Here is an 18,568-nt window from a genome sequence, read left to right as displayed (position 1 = left end):
TATTTTATGCAGGCATGGCCTGGCTGATGGCTGCGGCTGTTTCGATGGCAGCCATGCGGATAATTTCCATTCGCGCCGGTTCCGTGCCGCTCAGAAAAGGAACACTTACCGCACCCACCATCTTGCCTGCCTTGGTAAAAATCGGCGCTGCGTAAGCGTGGATGGAAGGGGCGTTTTCGCCCTTGTCCTGAGCCCAGCCAAGACGCCGGATGCGCGCAAGTTCGCTGCGCAATCGCTTCGGATCGGTAACGGTTCTGGAAGTGAAGGCGCTCAAGGGCTTGCTGATCCAGCGGTCCTGCTCTTCAGGCTCAAGATAGGCGAGCAGGAGCTTGCTAGCGGCCCCGGCGTGAATGGGCATGCGCTGCCCCGGCGCAACTGTCAGGGCGTATTCGCGCCGACCCTGAGAGGCGGCAAGCACCAGAATGCCTTCATTGTCGATCACGCTGAGCTTGACGCCGTCGCCAAGTTCAGCGGCGAGCTTGTCGATGAATGGCTGCGCAATGGCGGCGAGATCGACATCGCTGGCGCGTGAGGCGACATGGGAGGCAAGGGTTAGCAGGCGCGCGCCCAGATGATAGGCGCCGGCATCGTCACGGCGCACCATGTCGTGGTGCTGGAGGGTGTTGAGGATGCGGTAGACCGTGGTGCGGGGCTGCCCAAGAACGCCGATCAGGTCACTGATGGTCATGCCCGAGTCGCGCTGTTCAAGAGCGCGCAGCAAGTCCATCATGCGGTCAATGACGGGGATTGTGTGCTTGGTGGCCGCGCCGGGCTCGAGCTCGCTGATCAAGGCTTGCGGTCCATAGTTGACAAATTCCATGCCCTGACTACCATAACATTATGAACTGTCAAAGTTCATATTTGGATTGATCGAAAAGCGATCGGCCAAGGGCGCAACGCCGCCGGAGGATTTCTGATGCAACACCAGCCCAACTTGCCGATTGGTCGGCCCCTACCCGCCTGCCGCCCTGCGCTGGCGGGCCCCTCCCCGAAAGGTTTCGTTTGATGCTAACAGTTTCCGCGATCACCCATGTTGCCATCCGCGTAAAGGATGTCGCTCGTACCCTGGATTTCTACACGAAGAAGCTGGGGTTCACCGAGATGCTGCGGCTGGATCGTGAGGGTCGGCTGTGGCTGGTCTACCTGCGCATCACCGACGACCAGTACCTCGAAGTGTTTCCCGAAGGCGAGGGAGAGCGCGCCAGCGAGCGCGAGGCCGTGGGCTACAACCATATGTGCCTGCAGGTGCCCGATATCGAGCAGACCGTGCGCGAGCTGAATGAGGCCGGCGTCGAGATGATCCGCCCCAAGGTGCAGGGTGCCGATGGCAATTGGCAAACGTGGATCGAAGATCCCGACGGCCACCGCATCGAGCTGATGCAGATGGCGGCTGACTCAATGCAGGCCCAGGCCATTGCCCGGCTCAAGGGACGGTAACAGCCATGGCGCGCATCACCTATCTGACTGCCATTGATTTTGGCCCGGGCGAGCTGGCCACGCTGCCCGGAGCCTTGGCTGAGCTCAAGATCACGCGTCCGCTGTTGGTATCGGATGCGGGCCTCTTGGCATCGGGGCTGCTGGATCGCGTCGAGCCACTGTTGCCCGCGGATCGCACGCTGTTTCTGGACACGCCGCCCAATCCAACCGAGCGCGCGGTTGAAGCGGCGCTTGCGGCGTATCGTTCCGGCAACTGCGACGGCGTCGTGGCGTTGGGCGGTGGCTCGCCTATCGATCTGGCCAAAGGTGTGGCGCTGCTGGCCAATCATCCCGGCAATCTCGAGCAGTACGCAGCCATTTATGGTGGCATCGAACGGATCACGCCTGCAGTGGCGCCGATGATCGCGATACCCACCACAGCCGGCACCGGCGCCGAAGTGGGACGGGCGGCGCTCCTGACTCTGGCCGACGGGCGCAAGCTCGGCATTATCAGCCCGCACCTTATCCCGCGGCGCGCCATCTGCGACCCGGAACTGACATTGAAGTTGCCGCCCTATCTTACGGCGGCGACGGGTCTGGATGCGCTGTCCCATTGCATCGAGACCTTCTTTTCGCCGCGGGCCAACTCCGTCGCCGATGCCATTGCGCTCGATGGTGCGGGACGCATCTGGCGCAACTTGCCCAAAGCATTCGCCAATGGCGCCGATGTCGAAGCGCGTACCGAGGTGATGCTGGGTGCACTGCATGGCGGGCTGTCGTTCCAGAAGGGCCTGGGCGCAGTGCATTCTCTCAGTCATGCGCTGGGGGGATTGCAGGACCTCAAGCTTCACCATGGCACGCTCAACGCTATCCTGATGCCGCTGCTGGTGCGCTTCAACACACCGGCGGTCGGCAACAAGCTGGCCCGACTCAAGATCGCAATGGGGCTGGGCGAAGGCGATGATCTCGCCGCCGCCCTGGAGGCGCTCAACAGTAGCTTTGCCTTGCCCGCAGGACTTGCCGCCATGGGCGTCCGACGTGACCAGTTCGACTGGATCATCGAACGCGCCCTCGCCGATCACAGTCATCCCACCAACCCCCGCACCGCCTCGGCTGAGGACTACCGCGCCATTCTGGAAGCGGCCATGGCAGACGGCGCCTCCGCGAAAGCCATCCAATGAAGATTGTTGCCCTCAAGACCTTCGTGGCCAATGTGTCGCGAACCAATTTCGTGTTCGTGAAGCTCTACACCGATGACGGCATCGATGGAGTTGGGGAGGCCACGCTGGAGTGGAAGACCAACACAGTCGTGGCGGCTCTGGAGGAGCTGGAGCGGGTGCTGATCGGCAAGGACCCGTTCGCGGTCGATGCCATTATCGAGCAATTGCACCGCGACAGCTATTGGCGCACCGGGGCGGTATTTCGCACGGCGTTGGGCGGCATCGAGGCGGCGCTGCTGGACATCAAGGGCAAGGCACTGGGCGTGCCGGTGTTCGAACTGCTAGGCGGAAAATATCGCGACCGCGTCGCGTGCTATGCCAATCATTGGTTCTTTGGCGCGACGACGCCCGAGCAGTACGCCAACAATGCGCGCAAGGCCCTTGCCATGGGCTACAATGCGCTCAAATGGGATCCCTTTGATGTCGCTGATCTGGAAATGGATCGCCGGCAGCGCCGGCAGACCATCGAGATCGTCGAAGCTGTGCGCGATGCGGTCGGGCCGGACATCAATTTGATGCTGGACGTGCATGGGCGCCTCAATGTGCCTACCGCGATTGCCATGTGCAAAGCGCTGGCGCCGTTCGACCTGACCTGGATCGAAGAGCCGACACCGCCCGAGAGCATTGATGCCCTTGCCGATGTGCGCGCCAATAGCCCGGTGCCGATCGCTGCTGGCGAGCGGTTCTATGAGCCGGCGCGATTTCTCGAAGCACTCAGCAAGAAGGCTGTCGATGTGCTTCAGCCCGATGTGTCGCATGCTGGCGGCATGGGCGAGACCAAGCGGGTCGCGCATCTGGCTCACACGCATCTGATCCCGATTGCGCCCCACAATCCGGTTGGGCCAGTGATGAACGCCATGACGCTGCACATGTCGGTGGCGATCCCCAATTTCTCGGTATTCGAAACCGTTTCCGTCGACGTGCCTTGGCGGAAGGAGCTGGTGCGGGAAACCCTGCAGTTCGAGAACGGCTACATGCTGGCTCCGACCGCGCCGGGCCTGGGCGTCGAACTGATCGAGGAAGCCTGCGCCCGCTTTCCCTATGAAGCGACCAACGTGCCCCTGTTCGATGGCTCGATGAACACCAGCGGCGTTGCCACGGGTGAGGCGACCCACACGAAGTAGCGAACGAAACGCAATAACGGACCTGGGCTGTTGACAGCCCGGGCTCTGCGCATCATAGTTCTATCAAGAATTGATGATGTTCAAATATGAACTGCGCCAGAGAGCGCCATCAACCGGAGGACAGCGTGAGGATCGGAATAAGCCTTTATGGCGAGTTGCTGAGCGAGAAAGGCGCGCGTTTCGCAAGCCAGCTCGGCGTGCAGGACGTTGTCGTGCACCTGACCGACTATGCGCGGAACGCCGACAATTCGGCCTATCTGGCGGGCGGCGTCGGCCCGATCAATGGCGACTGCATCGATGCGCCGCTCTGGTCCTATCAGTACATGGCTGACTTGGTCGCCATGCTGGGGCGTCACGGGTTGCGCGTCGCCGCCATGGAGAACATCTCCCCTAATTTCTGGTCCGATATCTTGCTTGATGGCCCTCGCAAGGCCGAGCAAATGGAAGACATGAAGACCCTGGTACGGAATGCCGGTCGAGCCGGCATTCCCGTCGTGGGCTACAATTTCTCGCTCGCCGGCGTCTGGGGTTGGCAGCGCAAGCCGGTCGGTCGTGGCGGCGCTGTTACCGCCGTGTTCGCGATGGACGAGATCGACGCGCAAAGCCCCATTCCCGATGGGATGGTGGGCAATATGCGTTATCGGCGCGGAGTACCCGGCGCTTCGCCACAGGCCGTGGACGAGGCTACACTCTGGGCAAGGCTGGAATGGTTCCTGCGTGAACTGGTGCCGGTCGCCGAAGATGCCGGCGTAAGGCTTGCCGCCCATCCCGACGATCCCCCGGTGGACCTGCTGCGCGGCACAGCCCGGCTGGTCAATTCGCACGCCAAGTATGACCGCCTGCTGGCGCTGGTGCCCAGTCCTGCCAATGCGCTGGAATATTGCGTGGGCTCGCTCGCCGAAATGCGCGAAGGCGATGTCTACGAGACGACGCGCCATTTTGCGCGCGCCGGGTCTATTGGCTACGTCCATTTCCGCAACGTGCACGGCGAGGTGCCCAATTATGTGGAGACCTTTGTCGATGATGGCGACATCGACATGGCTCGGATCGTGCAGATCCTGCACGAAGAGGGCTATGACGGGGTGCTGGTTCCCGACCACGTCCCCGAACTCGATTGCTCGGCGCCATGGCATGCCGGCCATGCCTACACCATTGGCTACATGAAAGCGCTGATCGCGCAAGCTTCAGCGCTTTCGGCCAGCCGTGCCACGCCCGTGGCACATCACCAGAAAGCTGCCGTTTCGCGACAGTGACAGCACGCCCCGGCTAGCGGGGAAAGGATTGCGACATCGACGTCGCAGGGAGGAAGAGGATTATCATGAAGAAGCTTTTCAAGACGGCAGCCCTGCTGGGTTGCACTGTTTCGGGCTTGGCGCTCTCGGCCGGTTGGGCCAGCGCCGGCGAAGTGACCTGGTGGACCCCCAATTTCAACGAGGCTCGCGCCCGTGAGCTGGTGGAAAAGTTCCAGGCTGCCAATCCCGATATCACCATCAACCTCGAGATCACTACCACCGACGGCCTGCCCCAGCGCATCCTGACCGCGCTCCAGTCCGGCGCAGCGCCCGACGTGATCGATGTCCAGCATGGCTGGGTGAACGGCTACGCTCAGAACAACCTGGTGGTGCCGCTCGATGAGGTACTGACCGACCGCGAGGACTATATCCCCGCAGCGCTCGACTACGTGACCTGGGAGGATCAGCTCTGGGGCATTCCCTACCGCATCGAAACCCATGCCATCATCTACAACAAGGGTGATTTGGTAGCGGCCGGCCTTGATCCTGAGAACCCACCCCAGACCTGGGAAGAATTTGTGGCCGCGGCCCAGGCCATGACCAAGGATGGCAAGTCCGGCTTTGCCATCACCGGCGGCGGCGAAGTGGGCAACACCATTTTCCGTTCTTTGCCGTTCATGTGGATGGCGGGCGGCGGCATCATCTCCGAAGACGGCACTGAAGTGCTGGTGAACAGCCCTGAAAGTGTGCGGGCTGTGACCTACTACACCGATTTCCTCAAGAACGGCATTTCGCCATCTTCGACGCTTGAGAATGACGGTACCGCCAATCGCCGCCTGTTCATCGCCGAAACGGTCTCGATGTATCAGTCGGGCCAGTTCGACGTGAACTCGATCCGCCAGGAAAATCCGAATATCGATATCGGCGTGATGGCCATTCCACATCCCGAAGGCGCCGACACTGCCGCGATCCTGGGCGGTTGGAGCCTTGTGGTTCCTACCGATGCCAAGAACCCGGAAGAAGCCAAGACCTTTATCGCTTTCCTCGGCGAAGCCGATAGCCAGGCCGTCCTGACCGACACCTTCCCTGCCCGCGTCTCGGCCATGGAAGCCGAACGCTTCCAGGACCCAATCCTGCAGGTCTTCAAGGAAATGCTGCCTTTTGGCCGCCCGGTGCCGGCGCATCCGCGCTGGGTTCAGATCAGCCAGGCCTATTTCGACGGCATCCAGCGCATCCTGCTGGGCGACGAGGACGTGCAGACCGCCATGGATGGCGCTGCTGACGAAATCGAAGCCCTGCTCTAGCCCGCTCCCTCCCTGCGCCCCGGCCGCGATGTGTGGCCGGGGCGTTGCTTCTCCTTCTTTTGGTGGTCGCCATGCATCGACAATCCACAGGCTATTTGTTTGTTCTGCCCGCCCTTTTGGTACTGGGCCTGCTGATTGCCTATCCAGTAGCCTATACGGGCTTGCTCAGCGTCACCGACAACCAGGGCAATTATGTCGGGGTCGAGAACTTCGCGCGCATCCTGGGCGCCCGCGCTACTCCGACAGCTTTCGTGAATACCCTCTGGTGGGTGTTTGGCTCCATTGTCTTCCAGGTGATCCTGGGGGTTCTTGCTGCCATCCTGCTGAACCAGAATTTCCGCGGCCGGGCCATTGTGCGCTCAGTGACGCTGATCCCCTGGGTGGTGCCGGGCATCGTTGCCGCCACGACCTGGGCCTGGATGCTCCATACCGAATTCGGCATCATCAATTACATGCTGACAGCGCCCGGCATTGTCCCCGAGCCGGTTGGCTGGCTGACCAATGGCAGCACAGTGTTGCCGGTGATGATCGCCATCAATATCTGGAAGATGTTCCCCTTTGTCGCCATCATGGTGCTGGCGGGCCTGCAGTCCATTCCCAACGATCTTTATGAAGCCGCGCGCATCGATGGCGCCAGCTTCTGGGAAGAGGTCTGGTACGTGATGCTACCCCAGGTGCGGCCGGTGATCATCGCAGTGACGCTGCTGCTGGTGATCTGGGCGCTCAACCACATCACCATCATCTACGCCATCACCCGCGGCGGCCCCGCCAATCGGACGCTGATCACGCCGATTCAGATTTTCCGGACGGCCTTTGAAAGCGTGCAGTTCAACCAGGCGGCGGCGCTGTCGGTGATGTTCTTCGCGGTCGCGATCGTCGTGGTCTTTGTCTACATCCGCACCCTTGCCTCCAATGCTGGAGAAGCTCGATGAGCACTGTCGTTTCCGCCCCCGCTCAGCTCAAGCGCACGGGCTTGCCGATGCCGCTGATCATCATCGGCTCCCTGTTGCTGGTGTTCGTGTGCCTGTTTCCGTTCTGGTGGATGGGCCTGTCATCCATCAAGACCCTGCGCGAGCTTTACACCATCCCACCGATCTGGTGGCCGACCATGCCGACGCTCGACAACTACCAAAAGGTGCTGTTTGAATCCAATATCCCGCGCTATTTCCTGAACAGCGTGGTGGTGTCGGTGGGCTCAACCGTGCTGGCGCTGATCCTGGCGATCTTTGCCTCCTACGGCTTTGCGCGCTTCAACTTCCGCGGCAAGCCGATCCTGCAGTCCTTCGTGCTCGTCGGTCAATTGCTGCCGACCGCCGCGATCATCGTGCCCCTGTTCATCACCCTGCGGGTGCTGGGGCTGGTGAACACCTATTGGGGTTTGATCCTGGTCTACATGATCCTGACCCTGCCGCTGTCGGTCTGGATGCTGACCAGCTATTTCAAGGCCATTCCGGTGGAGCTTGAGGAAGCCGCGATCATCGATGGCGCAAGCCGCATCGGCGTGCTGTTCCGCATTACCCTGCCGCTCTCCGTTCCGGGCCTCGTTTCCGTGCTGGTCTATGCGTTCGTGACCACCTGGAACGAGTTCATCTTCGCGCTGTGCTTCGCCACCGATTCTTCGGTCAAGACATTGCCGATCGGGCTGGCGGAATTCTCCACGGAGTTCAACACCGACTGGGGCGCCGTAATGGCGGCTTCCATGGTGATGACCCTTCCCATCGCCATTCTGTTCCTGTCCATGCAGCGCCTGTTCGTAGGCGGCATGACGGCCGGCGCCACCAAGGGCTAGTCCCGTCTACTTCGAAAGGGCCTTGTTCATGGCATCCTCGACACTCATCCCGCCCCTCGGCCTTGGCACTTATGGCCGCACAGGACCGCAAGGAGTGGACGCAATCTCCACAGCGCTCGAGATCGGCTACCGCCACCTCGATACTGCCCAGAGCTACGATACCGAAGCCACAGTAGGCGAAGCGGTGCGCCGCTCGGGCCTTGGCCGTGATGCGGTGTTCATCACCACCAAAGTTGCCGATACCAATCTGGCACCTGCCGATTTCATGGCCAGCGTGCGCAAGAGCCTCGACACCATCGGCGTCGACCAGGTGGACCTGCTGCTGATCCATTGGCCGGTGCCGCAAGAAGTCGTGCCGTTGGAGAGCTATATGGAAGCGCTCGGCCAGGCGCGCGAAGCTGGTTACGCCCGGCTGATCGGGGTGTCCAACTTCACCATCGCGCTGCTGGAGCGGGCCCAGGCCCTGCTCGACGCCCAGGCCCTGGCCACCAACCAGGTGGAAATCCACCCGTGGCTGCAGGTGCCCAAGCTGCGCGATTTCGCGCGTGGAAGCGGCTTGCAGCTCACCGCTTACCAGCCGCTGGTCAAGGGGCAGGTCGCCACCGATCCCGTGCTGATGCGCATCGCCGAAGAACTCGGCACCGGGCCCGCTGCCGTGGCCCTGGCATTTCTGATGGCCGAGGGACACATCGTGATCCCCGCCTCGGCCAGCCGTACCAATCTGCAAAACAATTGGGACGCCACCACCATCATCCTGACGCCCGAGCACATGGACCAGATCCGCCGGCTCGATCGCGGTTATCGCCACATCAATCCGGCCAAGTCTCCCCGCTGGGACGACTGACGGGTTCGCTCGAGAAAGGTTTCTTTTCATGGGTTCAGTTTCAATTCGCGACGCCCGCAAATCCTACGGTTCGGTAGAGATCCTGCACGGCGTATCCGTCGACATCGCCGATGGCGAGTTCGTGGTGCTGGTCGGGCCTTCGGGCTGCGGCAAGTCCACGCTGCTGCGCATGCTGGCAGGGCTAGAGGAAATTTCCGGTGGCGAGATTGCCATCGATGGCAAGGTGGTCAATGCCCTGCCCCCCAAGGAACGCGATATCGCGATGGTGTTCCAGAGCTACGCGCTCTATCCCCACATGACCGTGGCACAGAACATGGGCTTTTCGCTCAAGCTCGCGCGGGCACCCAAGGAGGAAATCAAGCGCCGCGTTACGGTGGCCGCGCAGATGCTCGGCCTTGACCCCTATCTGGAGCGCTATCCGCGCCAGCTCTCCGGCGGCCAGCGTCAGCGCGTCGCCATGGGCCGCGCCATGGTGCGCAATCCAAAAGTGTTCCTGTTCGACGAACCACTGTCGAACCTCGATGCCAAGCTGCGCGTCCAGATGCGCTCCGAAATCAAGCAAAACCACCAGCGCCTCAAGACCACCACGGTCTATGTCACACACGATCAGATCGAAGCCATGACCATGGCCGACCGGATAGTGGTGATGCATGACGGGATCGTCGAGCAGATCGGCACGCCGCTCGAACTCTACGACTATCCGAACAATCTGTTTGTGGCGGCCTTTATCGGCTCGCCATCGATGAACATCCTTGGCGGCAAGCTGGTCGGCGGCCGCTTCGTTGCCGCAGACGGAACAGCGATCGAATTGCCCTATGCGCCCGCGGGTGAGGATGGCCGAGCCGTGAGCCTGGGCGTTCGTCCAGAACACTTCGTGCTCGATGCCGAGGGTATCGACGCCGAGATCATCACCGTGGAGCCAACAGGCTCCGAGACGCAGGTCGCCATGCGCTTTGCCGGGCACGAGGTGGTCGGGGTGTTCCGCGAGCGCATCACAGGTCTTCCCGGCGAGAAGCTGCGCGTAAAGCCAGACCATGACCGGATCCACCTGTTCGATAGCAAGTCAGGTCAGCGCATTCAGCACGCCTGAACGGATTCAATCCGCCAGCCAGCGCTCGTGCGGCTTCAATCAAGACGACAAGACGCATAGCGACCGGTTACGGCCCGGTCGCTGCCATTCCATTCGACCAAGGGCATTCACAATGCAATCACCAGAAGACATCCAGGACATTTCCCGCCCACCGCGCGCGCAATGCGACGCATTGGCCAAGATCGGCACCGCTACGGCAAGCAGCGAGCTTAGCCTGATGGGCATTCGCGATGCGCAAATCCACGGGCCGCGCCCGCTGAAAACCGGCCGCTCGGTAGCGGGTCCCGCGCTGACCCTGCAGATGATGCCCAAACGCGAAGACCTCTACGGGTCCAACGAGTACGACAATCCGGAGCGCCAGTTGCATCGCCATGTGCTTTATCCGGCTCAGGCGGGCGACATGGTGGTGGTTGATGCTCGCGGCGACATGGCCAGCGGCATCTTCGGCGAGATGATGCTGACCTATCTGGCCGGCCGCGGCGGCTCGGGCATTGTTGTGGATGGTTGCATCCGGGATTCGGCCAAGGCCGCGGAATTGGATCTGGGTATCTGGGTCAAGGGCGTGACGCCCAACTACCATGCGCAGACCAATCTCATTCCTTTTGCCGTCAATGTTCCCGTCGCCTGTGGCGGCGCGCTGGTCATGCCGGGCGACATCATCGTGGCTGACGACGACGGCGTTGTTGTCGTGCCGGTTGCCATGGCTGAAAAGCTGATCGAGGAAGCCAGCAAGCATGCCGAGTGGGAAGAGTTTGCACGGCTGCGCCTATCGCAGGGGGCGGATTTGCGCAAATACTACCCGCTGACGGCTGAGGTGGAGCCGGAATATCAGGCCTGGCGCGCGGCGAACCCGCTCCAGCCTTAGGAGGGATAGTCATGTACAAGAATATGGCCGGTTCGGCCCATCCGCTCGCGCCTACTGAAATCGCGGTGCAGGCGGTGCCCGACGATGAGCGTGTTTGGGTGCCCCAGGCGGAGGGCGTGTGGTTCCGCCCGCTGATGCTCAACACCTTGGTTGGCCAATGGTGCAATCTGCTGCGCGTTCGTCGCTCGGGCGTGCTGTCGCGGCACCTGCACCCCAATCCGGTCCATGGTTACGTCATCAAGGGCCGCTGGTATTATCTTGAGCACGACTGGGTGGCAGAGACCGGCTCGTATGTGTTCGAGCCGCCCGGGGAGATCCACACCCTGATGGTGCCCGAAGACGTTAGCGAGATGATCACGTTCTTCAACATCACCGGGTCGATGGTGTATTTGGACGAGAACAACCAGCACGCCGGCTACGAAGACGTCTTCACCAAGATCGATATGTGCCGCACTCATTACGAGAAGGTCGGCCTGGGAGCAGACTATGTCGACCAGTTCATCCGCTGAGCAGCTGGACTACAGCTGGGCCAGCGGCTGGTATGGCGGCAAGCAGGTTCTGGTCACAGGCGGCACCTCGGGCATTGGCGCCGCAGTGTCGCGGGCATTCCTTCGGGCGGGCGCGGGCGTGACAGCCACGGGCATAAGCCAAGCAGAGATCGACACGCTCGCGGGTGATGCCGATTTTGCCACGGCCGACCTTGGCGTGCTGGACGTGCGAGATCCTGTTGCAATTGACGCGACGATCTCGCGCCTTGGCAATCTGGACATTCTGGTCAACTGCGCAGGCATGATCCGGCGCGGGGATGAACTCGATCCTGCCGTGTTCGAGCAGGTGCTCGACGTTAATCTGAATGGCACCATGCGCATGTGCGCCGCCGCTCGGCCGTTGCTGGCTGCGACTCAAGGGAGCATCGTCAATCTGGCGTCCATGCTGTCGTTTTTCGGCGGTGGGCTGGTGCCGGCCTATTCGGCAAGCAAAGGCGGGGTCGCCCAACTCACCAAATCGCTGGCGATAGCGTTTGCGGACCAGTCCATCCGGGTCAACGCGGTGGCTCCTGGCTGGATTGCAACGCCTCTGACGCAACCGTTGCGGGATGATCCGAGCCGTGCCGACCCGATATTGTCGCGCACCCCGCTCAAGCGGTGGGGCCGCCCGGAGGAGGTCGCGAATGCGGTGCTCTATCTCTGCTCGCCAGCAGCCTCGTTTGTGACCGGTTCCACCCTTGTGGTGGATGGCGGTTACTCCATCGCCTGAGCCGGGGCGGTCCAACTCCAACCTACTTGATGAGCCTGAGGAGCGTCGCCCTTGATCAATCCACCAACCATGGAAACTTTGCTGACGGAACAAGCGGCGCTGGTGCTCAAGCGTTTTGACTATGCCGTCGCTTGGCAAATCGGCGCTGCGATCCAGGCAGCAGCGTCCGAGCGCAATCTGCCAATCGGGATCGAAATATCGCATGGCGCCACGCCAGTTTTTCTGGCGTTGATGCCAGGCGCCACTCCGGACAATGCCGATTGGCTCCGCCGCAAGCGCGCCGTTGCCCTGCGGTTTCATCAGAGTTCGCTCTATATGCGATTGTTGTGCGAGAGCAAGGACGTCAATTTCCATGCCCGCTACCGGCTCCCTGAACGCGATTTTGCAGCCAGTGGCGGCGGCGTGCCGATCTTTGTGCGTGATGTAGGGGTAGTTGGCGCCGTCGCTGTCAGTGGCCTGCCTGACGTAGAGGATCATCGACTGGTCGTATCGGCGCTTCAGCAACTCGCCTGAGATATCCTCAATAACACATCCGGCGACTGTCGATATGCACCGCTTCCGTGGTCATGAAACTTTCGCATAAACGTCAGCAAAGCGTTGGACTCGCCGATTAGATCACTCCCTGCAATGCAATTCCAATTGCAGGGAGAACAACATGTCACGCAAATTGCACGTCTTGATTGCAGCCAGCGTCCTGGCTTTGGCCGTTTCCGCTTCTGCCGCACAGGCACAGACCACCGTCACCTTCTGGCACAGCTTCAATAACAAGTCCGGTGAAGCCCTCGAAGAAATCATCGGCAAATACGAAGCCGCCAATCCCGAAGTGGACGTTCAGGCGGAATATGTCGGCAACTACAACGATATCGTCGCACGCCTGCAGGCGGCCATTCCGGCCAACCGGGCGCCCGACGCGGTAATCCTTGAAGTAACCCGCTATGGCCTGTTCGCCGATGGCGGCGTTTTGGCCGACCTCACCCCCTATTTCGACGCAGATCCGCTCAAGGATGAGCTCTACGATTATGCCCGCCAGATCGGCGTCATCGGTGACAAGAACTATATCGTCCCCTTCAACTCCTCGACCCCCGTCCTCTACTACAACAAGGACATCTTCGCCCGCGCCGGCATCGAGGGCGAACCCGATCTGTCCACCTTCGAGCAGATCGCCGATGCTGCCCAGACCGTCTCCGACGCCTTGGCTTCGGAGGGCATAACGGGCATTGCAGCCCCTGGCCAATTTGCCCGCTGGGGTCTGGTGATGGCCAATGGTAGTGACCTGATCGACGCCACCACGGGCGAGATCTTGCTCGACGATCCCAAGACCATCGAAGCCTATGAATGGATGGCTTCGCTGGTGCACGACCGCCAGCTTGCTTCGGCCGACGGCGTGACCGAGGAAGATAACGGCCGCGACGCGTTCCTGGCCGGCAAGGTCGGCATCATGATGAACTCCACCGGCAACTATGTCGGCGCCAGGGATGCCTTGGGCGAAGATTTGGGCGTGCTGCCCATGCCCTGCAATGATGGTTGCGCAGTGCCGATCGGCGGCGCCGGCATCGGCATCCTCGCCAACTCCCCGCAAGAGGCGCAGGACGCGGCCTATGATTTCGTGAGCTACGCCGCATCCGCGGAGGCCAATGCCATCTGGTTCGCTGCCACCGGCTATCTGCCGATCAACCGCAATTCGGCCGAGCAGCCCGTTGCCGCCGAGGCCCTGGCCAGCCAACCCGGCATTGACGTCGCCATCAACTCCCTGCCCAACGCCCATGGCCGCGCCCGCACCCCGGTCGTGACCTGGATGCGCACCAACGAGTACGACATGTGGCAGGCCATGGCTTTGGGTCAGCGTCCGGTGGAAGAGACCCTGATTCAGTTTGCCGAGGAAACGCGCGCCGAAGAAGCCCGCACCAGCAACTAAGCTCCCTGACCAAGGCAGCGGGCTCCCCAGGTCCGCTGCCCCAACGGTGCCAATGCTCATGCCAAAGCTCACGCCCTATTTGCTCGCCGCGCCGCTGATTGCCTTCATCGCGGTGTTCACCTACCTGCCGATCATCTCCAGCGTCGACCTCAGCTTCCGTTCCTGGAACTTCATGTCGCCTGAGAAGCCGTTTGTCGGCTTCGACAACTATGCGCGCCTCTTCGCGTCCGACGATTTCTGGCATTCACTGAGCGTTACCGCCGTCTTTGCCGCTATCTCGGTGCCGCTTCGCCTGGCACTTGCCCTGGCGATCGCCAGCTATCTAAAGCGTGAGATCTTCAGCTCACGCATCCTGCGCGGCGCCCTGTTCCTGCCAACCATCACCTCAACGGTTTCCATCGCGGTGGTTTTCTCCTGGGTATTTTCTACCGACTATGGCTTGGCCAACGCCGCGCTGACCGGACTGGGTCTCGGGAAGGTCCCGTGGCTGCAGGATCCCCAGATCGCTCTGCTGGTCCTGATCTTGATCAACACCTGGAAGCAACTCGGCTACGACGTCATCATTTATATTGCGGGACTGCAGGCCGTGCCGCAGGAGCTCTATGACGCCGCCTCCATGGATGGCGGGCGCCGCTGGCAGGTGTTCCGCCGTGTTACCGTGCCGCTGATCATGCCAACCACCTATTTCCTGCTGGTGATTTCGGTCATCGAGGCATTCCAGGTCTTCACCATCATCAATGTCATGACTCGCGGCGGGCCCGCGGGCGCCACTGATATGCTGGTTCACCTGCTGTACCGCACCGGCTTTGTCCTCTTCGACATCGGCACCGGCTCGGCTCTGGCAGTCATCCTGTTCGTGCTGCTGATCGGGCTCGCCTTGGTCAAGTCACGCGTGCTGGGCGCAAAGGTGCACTATGAAGCCTAAGGAAAAAGCGCTCAGCGCCCTCGCACTTCTGGGCGGTCTCGTCTTTCTGTCGCCTGTGCTCTATTCCATCTGGATGTCTTTCCAGACGGCTCATTCCTACTATACGGGCGGCTTCGACTTTACCCTGAGCAACTACGCCACAGCGATCGGCCAGTTCAACTTCGCCCGCTACCTCTTCAATAGCCTGTTCGTTTCGGGCGTCGTTACAATTGCGGGACTTGTCGTCTCCACCACGGCCGCCTTCGCCTTTGCGCGCTTTGACTTCCGCGGCCGTGATCTCCTGTTCGGCGTCACCGTGGCGACGCTGATGATCCCTAGCCACATCACTCTGATCCCGAACTATCTGACCCTCGCCAAGGCCGGCCTGCTCGACAGCTATGCCGGGTTGATCCTGCCCGCGATCTCCAACGGCTTTGCAGCGTTTTTCCTGCGCCAATACATTCGCGGCATTCCGAAGGCACTCGACGAAGCGGCCTATATGGATGGCGCCCGTCCCCTGCAGGTTCTCTGGCGTGTCATCGTGCCGATCTCGCGCCCGGCGATCTCCTCAATGGGCCTCTACATCTTCCTGGCCGAATGGAACAACTACATCTGGCCCCTGGTCGCCGTTGGCAAAGAGGATCTCTATACTCTCCAGCTCGGCCTCGCCCGGCTCTATAGCGTCAATCCCGGTGAGGGCCTGATCGACTGGCCGCTGGTTATGGCCGCCTCCACCATCACCATCCTGCCCGTGCTCCTCGGCTTCTTCTTTGTCGAGCGGCACCTGGTACGTGGCATCACCATGGGTGCCGTCAAATGACACGACAACAAGGACAACAGACGATGACACGCATCGCATCGCATCGCGGCGGCACACTTGAATTCGGCGACAGCACACCCACCGGATTTCGCGCCACTGCCCGCATGCCCCTGGACGAAGTCGAGTTCGATCTACACCCCACCCGTGACGGCGCCATCATGGTGCACCATGACGCCACCCTCGATCGCACCACTGATACTGCCGGCGCCATCGCCGAATTGTCGGAAGCAGACGTGCGGCGGGCGGTGATCAACTACAGCGCTGGGGAGCATCCGTTGTCTTTGACGGAGCTCTGCGCCATCTATGCGCCGTCCTCCGTGGAATTTCGCTGCGAGATCAAGCCGGGCTCTAACGGCCGCGCCTATCGCGATTTCGTTCCCGGCGTGATCGCGACGCTGGAACGGGAAGGCATGCTCGCCCGCACCACTTTCTCTTCCTTTCTTCTCGAAACCCTGGAGGAACTGGGCGCCGCAAGCACCCGTCCGCGCCTTTGGCTTGTCAGCCCGCCGGTGCTGCGCCAGCTCGGCCTCACTGCGGTGGCCGAACTCCTGAGCGCCCGCGGGATCGACGAGATTGGGATCAATATCGATGATGCGGATGCCGAGCTGATGGCCGCTTTCAGCGCCGCAGGCATCCAGTTTGGCTGCTGGGCCGCTCATACCACGCCGCAGATCGAAAAAGCGCTGGCCATGGGGGTTAAGGTGTTCACCACTGACCGCCCGACCCTGGCCATCGCCATTCGCAACCGCATTACCGAAGAGCGCCCGGTATGAGTGCGATAGAACTCAAGGATATTCGCAAGAGCTACGCCAATGGCGCTCCGGTACTGCATGGTCTTTCCATGGACATCGAGGCCGGCGAGTTCATCGTCATCGTCGGCCCCTCGGGCTGCGGCAAGTCCACGCTGCTGCGCCTGATCGCCGGGCTCGAACATGCGAATGGCGGCGACATCCATATTGGCGGCGCCCGCGCCAACGACCTGCCGCCGCAGGATCGTGACATAGCCATGATCTTCCAGAACTACGCGCTTTACCCGCATATGAGCGTGCGCGAAAACATCGCCTTTGGCCCCGAACTGCGCGGGATACCCAGGCACGAGCGTAATGCCCGGGCCGAAAACGTGGCCCAGACCCTACAGCTCGATCCGTACCTCGATCGCAAGCCTGCAGCTCTTTCCGGCGGCCAGCGCCAGCGCGTCGCTATGGGCCGCGCAATGGCCCGCGACGCCTCCATCTTCCTCATGGATGAGCCGCTGTCTAACCTCGACAATGCGCTGCGCATCGCCATGCGCACCGAGATCAAGGAGCTGCACCGCCAGCTTGGTGCAACCATCGTCTATGTCACCCACGACCAGACCGAGGCCCTATCGCTCGCCGATAGAATCGCGGTGATGAAGGACGGGCATCTGCTCCAGTTCGATACGCCGGAAGCCATTTACGACCGGCCCGCGCACCGCTTCATCGCCGGCTTCTTGGGCGCGCCGCCCATGAATTTTCTGCCGGCCCGATCGGTTCCCGGCTTTACCGGCGATTCCAATCTGACACTTGGCTTGCGTCCCGAGCACCTGACCATACATGCAGGTACGCCATCCGGAGCCGGGCTGCCCGTGCGCATGATGCTCTCTGAAATGACCGGCGCCACAATGATCCTTCACTGCGACAGCACCGCCGGACGACTGACGCTCAACTGTGCCCGCGCCGACTTGCCGCCCGCCAACAGCAATCTCTGGGTAAGCTACGACCTTTCCCGGGCACTGGTGTTCGACGACAGCGGCATGCGCGTTGATCTCGGTGGGCAGATCAGGGAAGTATCCCCCTACCCTGCGACAAATTTGGACGCGCCGTGATCGATACCAAAGATGCCGTCTCCCAGGCCCTACAGGAACTCATAGCCCGTAACGCGACCCGACTGACCCCGGCGGACGAGCGCCTGCTTGAGGTCCTGACGCGGGATCCGGTTCGGGCGGCAATCGAGAATGGCGCTGTGGTATCTTCGCGCGCCGGTGTCCATCCTGCCTCGGCCGTTCGCCTGGCGCGCCGCTTGGGGTTTTCGGGCTATCCCGAGTTCCGCAGCTTTATCCAGTCGAGCCTGATGGATGGAATGGGCGATTTCGAGAGCCCGGCCGCCCGCATGGCGGCTCGGCTGGTCAAAGCCCAGGAAGGCAGCGTGCTCTCTTCCGTGCTCAACAGCGAGATTGCCGCGCTTGAGCAGGTGCGCTCCTCCGTCACCGACGCGCAAATCCGCAGCTTCGCCCAGGCCATCCGCAAGAGCCGGAAAGTCCTTGTGTTTGGGCGTGGCCATTTCGGCGCGCTGGCCGGTCTCATCGCCCTCCGGCTAAATCGCTCCGGCTATGCGGCGGTTGACCTGGCGCGCCAGATGCATCAATTGCCCGAGGCGTTGGCGCAGATGTCGGGCGAGGACGTTCTTTGGCTTCTGGCTTTCCGGCGGGCCGTCCCGGTGATGAACGAGGTGCGCGCCATTGCCCGCGACCGTGGTGCCACGACCTTGGCAATCACCGATCTGCGCGGCGCTCGCATCGACCCAGCGCCCGATCAACACATCGCGGTATCGCGCGGTGCCGCGGGCGAGTCCCAATCGCTTGTGGTGCCGATGACCATCGCCAACACCATCATACTCGACCTGGCATCCATCGACGACGGCCACTCCATCCGCTCGCTTGAGGCATTCAAGTCCTTCCGCGCGGAGTCTGGGCTCTCCCGGACACTGCTTTAGACGAATGGCAACCGGGCGGCGATTCAGGCAACTGATGGAGCGCTCAGGATAGTGC

General features: G+C 61.7%; 20 protein-coding genes. 19 read left to right on the top strand and 1 reads right to left on the bottom strand.

The annotated features are described in order from the left end of the window. Nucleotides 1-4: 4 nt before the first annotated feature. Nucleotides 5-820, bottom strand: a complete 816-nt coding sequence (locus tag C8264_RS02030; protein WP_108459265.1) for an IclR family transcriptional regulator — start codon at nucleotides 818-820, stop codon at nucleotides 5-7. Between the two features lie 185 nt (nucleotides 821-1,005). Here C8264_RS02030 and C8264_RS02025 point away from each other — a divergent pair, with 185 nt between their 5' ends. From C8264_RS02025 to C8264_RS01935, 19 genes are all read left to right on the top strand, one after another. Beyond that, on the top strand, nucleotides 1,006-1,437 hold the full coding sequence (locus tag C8264_RS02025) for a VOC family protein (RefSeq protein ID WP_108459264.1): 432 nt from the start codon (nucleotides 1,006-1,008) through the stop codon (nucleotides 1,435-1,437). A gap of 5 nt (nucleotides 1,438-1,442) precedes the next feature. After that, a complete protein-coding gene (locus C8264_RS02020) occupies nucleotides 1,443-2,597 on the top strand; it encodes an iron-containing alcohol dehydrogenase (RefSeq protein ID WP_108459263.1) in 1,155 nt (384 codons plus the stop codon). Further along, nucleotides 2,594-3,760 (top strand): mandelate racemase/muconate lactonizing enzyme family protein, encoded by a 1,167-nt coding sequence (locus tag C8264_RS02015; protein ID WP_108459262.1) that lies wholly within the window; start codon nucleotides 2,594-2,596, stop codon nucleotides 3,758-3,760. Before C8264_RS02020 ends, C8264_RS02015 begins: the two co-directional genes overlap by 4 nt. A 125-nt stretch (nucleotides 3,761-3,885) precedes the next feature. Further along, nucleotides 3,886-5,013: a mannonate dehydratase gene (locus C8264_RS02010; protein WP_205245594.1), complete on the top strand. Its 1,128-nt coding sequence runs from the start codon at nucleotides 3,886-3,888 to the stop codon at nucleotides 5,011-5,013. A 65-nt stretch (nucleotides 5,014-5,078) separates the two neighbouring features. Then, complete coding sequence (locus C8264_RS02005; protein ID WP_108459260.1) at nucleotides 5,079-6,296, top strand: sugar ABC transporter substrate-binding protein; 1,218 nt, start codon at nucleotides 5,079-5,081, stop codon at nucleotides 6,294-6,296. 71 nt (nucleotides 6,297-6,367) lie between these two features. Continuing rightward, the gene (locus C8264_RS02000) at nucleotides 6,368-7,228 is read left to right on the top strand and encodes a carbohydrate ABC transporter permease (protein ID WP_108459492.1); all 861 of its coding nucleotides are present in this window, start codon (nucleotides 6,368-6,370) and stop codon (nucleotides 7,226-7,228) included. Further along, entirely contained in the window at nucleotides 7,225-8,085 is an 861-nt protein-coding gene (locus C8264_RS01995) for a carbohydrate ABC transporter permease (protein ID WP_108459259.1), read from the top strand. The genes C8264_RS02000 and C8264_RS01995 overlap by 4 nt, the downstream gene beginning before the upstream one ends. A gap of 94 nt (nucleotides 8,086-8,179) precedes the next feature. Next, nucleotides 8,180-8,929 (top strand): aldo/keto reductase, encoded by a 750-nt coding sequence (locus C8264_RS01990; protein WP_245892896.1) that lies wholly within the window; start codon nucleotides 8,180-8,182, stop codon nucleotides 8,927-8,929. Between the two features lie 28 nt (nucleotides 8,930-8,957). Further along, nucleotides 8,958-10,019 (top strand): ABC transporter ATP-binding protein, encoded by a 1,062-nt coding sequence (locus tag C8264_RS01985; protein WP_108459257.1) that lies wholly within the window; start codon nucleotides 8,958-8,960, stop codon nucleotides 10,017-10,019. Between the two features lie 112 nt (nucleotides 10,020-10,131). Next, the gene (locus C8264_RS01980) at nucleotides 10,132-10,884 is read left to right on the top strand and encodes an RraA family protein (RefSeq protein WP_108459256.1); all 753 of its coding nucleotides are present in this window, start codon (nucleotides 10,132-10,134) and stop codon (nucleotides 10,882-10,884) included. 11 nt (nucleotides 10,885-10,895) lie between these two features. Further along, on the top strand, nucleotides 10,896-11,393 hold the full coding sequence (locus C8264_RS01975) for a 2,4'-dihydroxyacetophenone dioxygenase family protein (protein ID WP_245892895.1): 498 nt from the start codon (nucleotides 10,896-10,898) through the stop codon (nucleotides 11,391-11,393). Then, complete coding sequence (locus tag C8264_RS01970) at nucleotides 11,371-12,141, top strand: SDR family NAD(P)-dependent oxidoreductase (RefSeq protein WP_108459255.1); 771 nt, start codon at nucleotides 11,371-11,373, stop codon at nucleotides 12,139-12,141. Before C8264_RS01975 ends, C8264_RS01970 begins: the two co-directional genes overlap by 23 nt. Nucleotides 12,142-12,192: 51 nt before the next feature. After that, nucleotides 12,193-12,654, top strand: coding sequence for a heme-degrading domain-containing protein (locus tag C8264_RS01965; RefSeq protein WP_245892894.1), 462 nt, complete (start codon nucleotides 12,193-12,195; stop codon nucleotides 12,652-12,654). 142 nt (nucleotides 12,655-12,796) lie between these two features. Next, on the top strand, nucleotides 12,797-14,056 hold the full coding sequence (locus tag C8264_RS01960) for an ABC transporter substrate-binding protein (RefSeq protein ID WP_108459254.1): 1,260 nt from the start codon (nucleotides 12,797-12,799) through the stop codon (nucleotides 14,054-14,056). 58 nt (nucleotides 14,057-14,114) lie between these two features. Then, a complete protein-coding gene (locus C8264_RS01955; RefSeq protein WP_108459489.1) occupies nucleotides 14,115-14,981 on the top strand; it encodes a carbohydrate ABC transporter permease in 867 nt (288 codons plus the stop codon). Then, a complete protein-coding gene (locus tag C8264_RS01950) occupies nucleotides 14,971-15,780 on the top strand; it encodes a carbohydrate ABC transporter permease (RefSeq protein ID WP_108459253.1) in 810 nt (269 codons plus the stop codon). Before C8264_RS01955 ends, C8264_RS01950 begins: the two co-directional genes overlap by 11 nt. A gap of 23 nt (nucleotides 15,781-15,803) precedes the next feature. Beyond that, nucleotides 15,804-16,553, top strand: coding sequence for a glycerophosphodiester phosphodiesterase family protein (locus C8264_RS01945; RefSeq protein ID WP_108459252.1), 750 nt, complete (start codon nucleotides 15,804-15,806; stop codon nucleotides 16,551-16,553). Beyond that, nucleotides 16,550-17,626 (top strand): ABC transporter ATP-binding protein, encoded by a 1,077-nt coding sequence (locus C8264_RS01940; RefSeq protein ID WP_108459251.1) that lies wholly within the window; start codon nucleotides 16,550-16,552, stop codon nucleotides 17,624-17,626. The genes C8264_RS01945 and C8264_RS01940 overlap by 4 nt, the downstream gene beginning before the upstream one ends. Next, the gene (locus C8264_RS01935; protein ID WP_342748679.1) at nucleotides 17,623-18,513 is read left to right on the top strand and encodes a MurR/RpiR family transcriptional regulator; all 891 of its coding nucleotides are present in this window, start codon (nucleotides 17,623-17,625) and stop codon (nucleotides 18,511-18,513) included. The genes C8264_RS01940 and C8264_RS01935 overlap by 4 nt, the downstream gene beginning before the upstream one ends. The last annotated feature ends 55 nt before the right edge of the window (nucleotides 18,514-18,568 follow it).

Origin of the sequence: Devosia naphthalenivorans (assembly GCF_003056355.1) — a bacterium.
GTDB lineage: Bacteria > Pseudomonadota > Alphaproteobacteria > Rhizobiales > Devosiaceae > Devosia > Devosia naphthalenivorans.
Note: the sequence above shows the minus strand (reverse complement) of the source record. Positions and strands in the feature narration are given on the sequence as shown.